The organism is Caulobacter sp. GW821-FHT09B11, assembly GCF_059418205.1.
Window position 1 is genome coordinate 43,496 of sequence record NZ_JBWKPK010000036.1, and the last position, 6,128, is coordinate 49,623.

A 6,128-nucleotide genomic window follows, 5' to 3' on the forward strand; every position below is an offset into this window, starting at 1 on the left:
GTCGACGAACAAGCTTAACCTTGGCGGGATTTGTAGGGCAATGATGCGCTCATAGATTGCGCCTCTAGAACCCCGCGCCGACCTTGCCCAGCTGCTCGGCCATCTGTTTCAGGCGCTTGTCGAGTTCGGCCATGGTGCGGTTCAGGGCGCCTTCGTCGTCGCGCCAGACCTGCAGGGTGCGGGCCCAGACGGCGGTCATGGCCGCCAGCCGCACCGGCGTGGCCTCGACGCTCGCCGCCTCGAGGATCGCCCGGGCGGTCCTGGGGAAGCGGGCGGCCGAGCGGGGCAGGCCTTCGGACTTGGCGATGGCGATGAGGGCGTGGCGGTGGGGTTCCATGGCCTCGACGCGGGCCATGGCGGCGTCGAACAGGCGGTCATGGGCGGCCGCGCCCTCGCCGGCGTCGGCGTTCAGCGCCGCCTGGTCGAAGCGGCGCGACAGGTGGCTCAGCACCTTGGCCTTGCTGTCGGCTTTCACATAGAGCTCGGCGAACGGCGCGCCCGCGGCGACGGCGATGTCGCGCAGGGCGATCTGCGGCCAGGGACGTTCGGCGGCCAGCGACAGGGCCGCGGCGGCCGCGCGGTCGAGCAGGTCTTCGGCGGGCGTGGTCATGGAAGAAGAGATGGCCGCGCCCCTCGAGGAAGACAAGGGCGGGCCTTGCCTCGCGCAGCGCAGCGGGGGAAAGGAGCGGCCATGAGCCTTTCCCACTACCGCTGCGACTGGACCCACGACCACGCCGAAGAGCCCGTCACCCTGTTCTACGAGGTCGACGAGGACGGCCGCGTGCTGCGCATGGTCGATGTCTTCCGCGACGGCCGCCGCGAGCGCGACACCGTCGAGAACTACGCCGGCCGCGAGGCCGAGAACCTCACCGACGGCGATTTCTACGAGAGCACCGAGAACCTGCGGGCCGGCTACGAGGCCGTCGAGGGCGACGAGCGGATGTCGCTGGTCCAGATCGAGCCGGCCGCGTTCGAAGCCGCCTGGCGGCCGGACGCCTGAGGGGGTCGTGCGTGGTCCTCGTCCTTCGACAAGCTCAGGATGAGGACCATTTACAAGCTCGGGCAGTAGAAAAACCTCATCCTGAGCTTGTCGAAGGACGAGGTTTTCACCCCCGGAGCCCTACCCCAGCAGCCACCGCAGTCCGCCGGCCGCCAGTATGCCGATCGGCACCACGGCCAGCATCGGCAGGCGCAGGGCCGCGACGAAGGTGATCGCCAGGGCCAGCAGGTCGGCCGGGCGGGGCGAGACGAAGTGCGGGGCGATCACCGCGATCAGCACGCAGCCGGGCGCGGCCTCCATCACCGCCGTGGCGCGCGGCCCCAGCGTGCGGTTCCGCAGCACCAGATAGCCGCCGATGCGGGTCAGGTAGGTGACGGCGGCCATGGCCAGGATGGTCGCCAGGACGGGCAGGGAGATCATGCCGCCGCTCCTTCTTTTTCTTCCCGCTGCTCGCCGCCGGCCCACAGCCAGGCGCTCAGCAGGCCGGCCAGGGCGCCGGCCGCCACTGTCCAGGCCCCCGGCGCCAGCAGGTGGCCGCAGGCGGCGACCGCCAGGCTGACCAGCCAGGGCCGCGCCGCCGAAAAGCTCTTCCACATGCCGCGCAGCAGCACGAGGAAGATCGCCGGGAAGGCCATGTCGAAGCCCAGGGTCTCGACGTTTCCCAGCACTGGCCCCACCATCGCGCCCAGGGCGGTGAAGGCGATCCAGGCCAGCCACATCGGCAGGGCGACGCCCAGATAGTGCGCCAGGCTGAAGGTCCCGCGCGCCTTCGCATCGGCCAGGGCCATGGCCCAGCTCTCGTCGCACATGAGAAAGAGGGCCGGCAGCACCCGGCGCTTGGGCAGGCCCTTGAGGAACGGTGTCAGCGCCGCGCCCATCAGCAGGTGGCGGCTGTTGATCATCAGGGTGACGGCGGCGATCAGCAGCAGGTGCGGCGGAGAGGTCCACAGGCCGATGGCCGCGAACTCCGAGCCGCCGGCGAAGTTGAGGCCCGTCATCAGCGGGGTCTCGGCGACGTTCAGGCCCTTCTGGGCGGCTTGGGCGCCCAGCACCAGGGCGAACGGCACGAAGCCGGCCGTCACCGGCAGCGAGGCGACCACGCCTCGCCGGAATTCAGGCCTGAATTCAGAACGCAGTTCGGAGGGCCCGTCGCCAGTCATGGCGGCGGGAGCGCAGGTTTCTATTGTCATGGGCGACCGGGGGAAGAGCGGTTGCGGGAAGGATTGGCAGCCTAGCGCAAACCCCGCGCAATCGGGTTGCGATCATGCTCCCATATGCTCCAGGATTGGCATCAGGGCGATGCTGATCGCCAAATTCTGGCAGTAGATTCCATGAAGCTCGACGACATCGACCGCCGCATCCTGCGCGAACTGCAGAAGGACGGCCGCATCCAGAACGCCGAACTGGCCAAGCGCGTGGGCCTGTCGCCCTCGCCCTGCCTGCGCCGGGTGCGGATCCTGGAGGAGTCGGGGGTGATCGCCCGCTACGTGGCGGTGGTCGACGCGGCCAAGGTCGGCCGGGGCCAGACCTTCTTCACCCGCATCTGGCTGAACTCGCAGCACGAGGACGCCGTCGACCACTTCGTCGCCGAGATCAACAAGCTGCCCGAGGTGGTCGAGTGCTACGTCATGCTCGGCGACTGCGACATGCTGCTGCGCGTCGTCGCCGCCGACATCGCCGCCTATCGCCGCTTCCAGGCCGACCATCTCAGCCGCATCCGCGGCGTGCTCAACGTCAAGACCGACATCCCGGCCCAGACGGTCAAGCAGACCTTCGCGGTGCCGCTGTAAATCACCTCTCCCGTCCCCGAGGTCGTCATCCCGGCCGAAGCGCGTAGCGCGTAGAGCCGGGACCCAGGGGCTAGCGACGTGACGTCGGCGGCGGCTGAAGGCGCTAGCCAGACCGCGATGCGCCGGCCCCTGGGTCCCGGATAAGCCCTGCGGGCTTTCCGGGATGACGAGGTTTGGGGTGGGAGAAGGGGTAGTTACTCCGCCGCCTCCGCCAGTTCCGCCGCCGGACGATACTTGTCCAGCCAGTGCGCATAGGGCGCCGGCAGCGTCGCCCAGGTCGGACGCTCGACGCCCAGTTCCTGGGCCAGCTCGTAGGCGTAGTGCGGATTGGCCAGGTGGGCGCGGCCGATCATCACCAGGTCCATCTGCTCCTCGGCCACCAGGCGCTCGGCCAGGCGCGGGGCGTCCAGGCCCCAGGACGAGGCCACCGGCAGGCCGGCCTCCTCGCGCACCCGCCGGGCGATCGGCCCCAGGAACGGCGTGCCCCACGGGATGCTGGTGTTGGGAATGGTGAAGCCGACGCTGACGTTCAGCAAGTCGAGGCCCCCGGCCTTCATCCGGCGGGTCAGGTCGATCGACTCGACCAGGGTCTCCTCGTCGTGGCCGTCATATTCCAGCACGCCGAAGCGGGCGGTCAGCGGCAGGTTCTCCGGCCATTCGGCGCGGACGGCCGCCAGGGTCTCTTCCATGAACCGGCCGCGCGCCAGGGCGTCTCCGCCGTACTGGTCGGTGCGGTGGTTGGAATGGCGCGAGAAGAAGCTCTGGGCCAGGTAGCCGTGGGCGAAGTGCAGCTCCAGCCACTCGAAGCCGGCCTCGCGGGCGCGGCGGGCGGCGGCGGCGAAGTCGGCCTTGACCCGCTCGATGTCGGCCAGGGTCATCTCGCGCGGAACCTTGGGCAGGCCTTGGCCATAGGCGATCGCCGAGGGGGCGATGGTCTCCCAGCCGCGCGGATCGCCCGGCGCGATATGATCGTCGCCTTCCCACGGACGGTTGGCGCTGGCCTTGCGGCCGGCGTGGGCGATCTGGATGCCGGGCACCGCGCCGGCCGCCTTGATGGCCGCGGCGATCTTGGCGAGGCCCTGCGCCTGCTCGTCGGTCCAGATGCCGGTGCAGCCCGGGGTGATGCGGCCCTCGGGCGACACCGCCGTCGCCTCGACGATGACGAGGCCGGCCCCGCCGCGCGCGAGACCCGCATAGTGCGGCAGGTGCCAGTCGGTCACGACGCCGTCTTCGGCGCTGTACTGGCACATCGGCGGGATGGCGATGCGATTGCGAAGGGCGGCGTCCTTCAGGCGGAAGGGCGTGAACAGGGCGGACATGAAGGACGTGCTCTTTGCGGGAGGAGGAAGGGCGCAGATGTGGGCGCGGGCGGAGCGGCTCAAGGGCGATGGTGGAAAAGCAGCTGTGCCTTGGGGGCACAGGTCTTCCCCTTTCCCCTTCTCCCGTCATTCCCGCCACAAGGGCGGGAATGACGGGAGAAGGGGAGGGCGCTCAGCTCCGCGCCGCTTTCGCCAGGCCGTCCATCCACCATCACACCGAAGTACAGTTGTCTCGGCTGCTGAATTCCTACTCGGTCAATCCGCCTGATCGGGCGGGGTCTTACGACCGATCGCACCATTCGGCTTCTTGCCAGGTGGCGGCCTCCGACCCTCGTCGCGCCCCCAGATGAGTTGCACGAGATCAACCGGCGCGTTTTCCGGATTAACGGCGTGCTGAGAAACAATCGCGCGGATGATGCGCAGTCGTTCATATTCCAAATGCCAGCGACGGATAATGCGTGCGAGAATGCATAGCGTCGCGATTGCAGTTGCCAGGACGTGCAAAGGGCCTAAATCAGAGGTCATAAGCGCGTTCATCGCAGTTCCTCGGTTGGGCAACCGCGAAGTTGAAATTGCCCGTGTGGGCACAACGAGTGAGCTGAGCTCCAGTTCCATCACTTACTATTGTGTTGCCAGAATGCCGGCCCCAACTCCAAGCTAGCTCAGCTTAGTTGTGCCTGACGCAGGCGGCTTGTCCCCGCGTGAAGACGCAGGCTCCATGGCGAAGCTTATGGTTGGCTGGATCGCAGAACGAAAAAGGCGGCCTCCTCGCGGGGGCCGCCTTTCGATCTTTCCGGACGGGTCTTTCCGGACGGGGAAGGGGCGCTTTAGGCCACCTTCACCCGCGCCGCGCTTTCCGGCAGGTCCTGGCCGAAGGCGCGCTGGTAGAACTCGGCGACGGTCGGGCGTTCCAGCTCGTCGCACTTGTTGAGGAAGGTCAGGCGGAAGGCCAGGCCAATGTCGCCGTCGAAGATCTCGGCGTTCTGGGCCCAGGTGATCACCGTGCGCGGGCTCATGACGGTCGAGATGTCGCCGTTCATGAAGGCGTTGCGGGTCATGTCGGCCACGCGGACCATGGCCGCCAGGGTGCGCTTGCCCTCGGCGTTGTCGTAGGACGGGTTCTTGGCCAGCACGATGGCCGCCTCGACGTCGTGCTCGAGGTAGTTCAGCGTGGTGACGATCGACCAGCGGTCCATCTGGCCTTGGTTGATCTGCTGGGTGCCGTGATAGAGCCCGGTGGTGTCGCCCAGACCGATCGTGTTGGTCGTCGAGAACAGCCGGAAATAGGGATTGGCGCGGATTACCCGGTTCTGGTCGAGCAGGGTCAGCTTGCCGCCGGCCTCCAGCACGCGCTGGATGACGAACATCACGTCCGGACGGCCGGCGTCGTATTCGTCGAAAACGAGCGCGATCGGGCGCTGCAGCGACCAGGGAAGAATGCCTTCGCGGAATTCGGTGACCTGCTTGCCGTCCTTCAGGACGATGGCGTCCTTGCCGACCAGGTCGATCCGCGACACGTGGCTGTCGAGGTTCACGCGCACCAGCGGCCAGTTCAGCCGTGCGGCGATCTGCTCGATGTGGGTCGACTTGCCGGTGCCGTGATAGCCCTGGACCATCACCCGGCGGTCCTTGGCGAAGCCCGCGCAGATGGCCTTGGTCGTCTGCGGATCGAAGCGGTAGGCGCTGTCGATCTCCGGCACGTGGCTGTCGCGATGGCTGAAGGCCGGAACCTTCATGTCGCTGTCCACGCCGAAGGCGTCGCGAAGCGTCACCCACTTGTCCGGGGCCAGGGTGATCAGGGGATCGGCGGCGTGGCTGTCGGTCAGTTCGGGCATGTTTTCCGATTAGCGCTTCGACCCCCGGGAGGGGAAGGGGGAATTGCGTCAAAATCATCCTTCTCCCCTTGCGGGAGAAGGTGTCGGCTTTCTTCTCCTCCCCCGCGTGCGGGGGAGGGGGACCACGAAGTGGTGGAGGGGGCGAGACTGGGCGGGGCAGCGGCGGTCGTCCCCTCCGTCACGC

General features: G+C 68.0%; 8 protein-coding genes and 1 pseudogene. 3 read left to right on the forward strand and 6 right to left on the reverse strand.

The genetic code is table 11. The annotated features are described in order from the left end of the window. Positions 1-64: 64 nt before the first annotated feature. Entirely contained in the window at positions 65-610 is a 546-nt protein-coding gene (locus tag AC07N1_RS21905; RefSeq protein ID WP_494673711.1) for a TetR family transcriptional regulator, read from the reverse strand. A gap of 81 nt (positions 611-691) precedes the next feature. Here AC07N1_RS21905 and AC07N1_RS21910 point away from each other — a divergent pair, with 81 nt between their 5' ends. Further along, complete coding sequence (locus AC07N1_RS21910; protein ID WP_494673712.1) at positions 692-1,000, forward strand: DUF6881 domain-containing protein; 309 nt, start codon at positions 692-694, stop codon at positions 998-1,000. Between the two features lie 120 nt (positions 1,001-1,120). On the opposite strand, the gene AC07N1_RS21915 is transcribed toward AC07N1_RS21910, so the two are convergent. Both AC07N1_RS21915 and AC07N1_RS21920 read right to left on the reverse strand, forming a co-directional pair. Then, complete coding sequence (locus AC07N1_RS21915; protein WP_494673713.1) at positions 1,121-1,420, reverse strand: AzlD family protein; 300 nt, start codon at positions 1,418-1,420, stop codon at positions 1,121-1,123. After that, positions 1,417-2,100, reverse strand: a complete 684-nt coding sequence (locus AC07N1_RS21920; protein WP_494673714.1) for an AzlC family ABC transporter permease — start codon at positions 2,098-2,100, stop codon at positions 1,417-1,419. Before AC07N1_RS21920 ends, AC07N1_RS21915 begins: the two co-directional genes overlap by 4 nt. 231 nt (positions 2,101-2,331) lie before the next feature. Between AC07N1_RS21920 and AC07N1_RS21925 the strand changes: the two genes are divergently transcribed. Beyond that, positions 2,332-2,790, forward strand: a complete 459-nt coding sequence (locus tag AC07N1_RS21925; RefSeq protein ID WP_494673715.1) for an Lrp/AsnC family transcriptional regulator — start codon at positions 2,332-2,334, stop codon at positions 2,788-2,790. Positions 2,791-2,844: 54 nt separating this feature from the next. Continuing rightward, positions 2,845-2,934 (forward strand): annotated as a pseudogene (locus AC07N1_RS21930) (hypothetical protein); the annotation flags it as partial. 50 nt (positions 2,935-2,984) lie between these two features. On the opposite strand, the gene AC07N1_RS21935 reads toward AC07N1_RS21930, so the two are convergent. The 3 genes from AC07N1_RS21935 to cobS form a co-directional block, all read right to left on the reverse strand. Beyond that, positions 2,985-4,109: an NADH:flavin oxidoreductase/NADH oxidase gene (locus AC07N1_RS21935; RefSeq protein WP_494673716.1), complete on the reverse strand. Its 1,125-nt coding sequence runs from the start codon at positions 4,107-4,109 to the stop codon at positions 2,985-2,987. Between the two features lie 255 nt (positions 4,110-4,364). After that, entirely contained in the window at positions 4,365-4,646 is a 282-nt protein-coding gene (locus tag AC07N1_RS21940) for a hypothetical protein (protein WP_494673717.1), read from the reverse strand. A 290-nt stretch (positions 4,647-4,936) separates the two neighbouring features. Continuing rightward, the gene (gene cobS / locus AC07N1_RS21945; RefSeq protein WP_487290473.1) at positions 4,937-5,944 is read right to left on the reverse strand and encodes a cobaltochelatase subunit CobS; all 1,008 of its coding nucleotides are present in this window, start codon (positions 5,942-5,944) and stop codon (positions 4,937-4,939) included. Positions 5,945-6,128: the final 184 nt, after the last annotated feature.

Excerpts from the sequence above, each read along its gene's own strand:
- AC07N1_RS21915 (WP_494673713.1), bottom strand. The coding sequence starts at position 1,420 with ATGATCTCCCTGCCCGTCCTGGCGACCATCCTGGCCATGGCCGCCGTC.
- AC07N1_RS21905 (WP_494673711.1), bottom strand. The coding sequence starts at position 610 with ATGACCACGCCCGCCGAAGACCTGCTCGACCGCGCGGCCGCCGCGGCC.
- AC07N1_RS21910 (WP_494673712.1), top strand. The coding sequence starts at position 692 with ATGAGCCTTTCCCACTACCGCTGCGACTGGACCCACGACCACGCCGAA.
- AC07N1_RS21940 (WP_494673717.1), bottom strand. The coding sequence starts at position 4,646 with ATGAACGCGCTTATGACCTCTGATTTAGGCCCTTTGCACGTCCTGGCA.
- AC07N1_RS21925 (WP_494673715.1), top strand. The coding sequence starts at position 2,332 with ATGAAGCTCGACGACATCGACCGCCGCATCCTGCGCGAACTGCAGAAG.
- AC07N1_RS21935 (WP_494673716.1), bottom strand. The coding sequence starts at position 4,109 with ATGTCCGCCCTGTTCACGCCCTTCCGCCTGAAGGACGCCGCCCTTCGC.
- cobS (WP_487290473.1), bottom strand. The coding sequence starts at position 5,944 with ATGCCCGAACTGACCGACAGCCACGCCGCCGATCCCCTGATCACCCTG.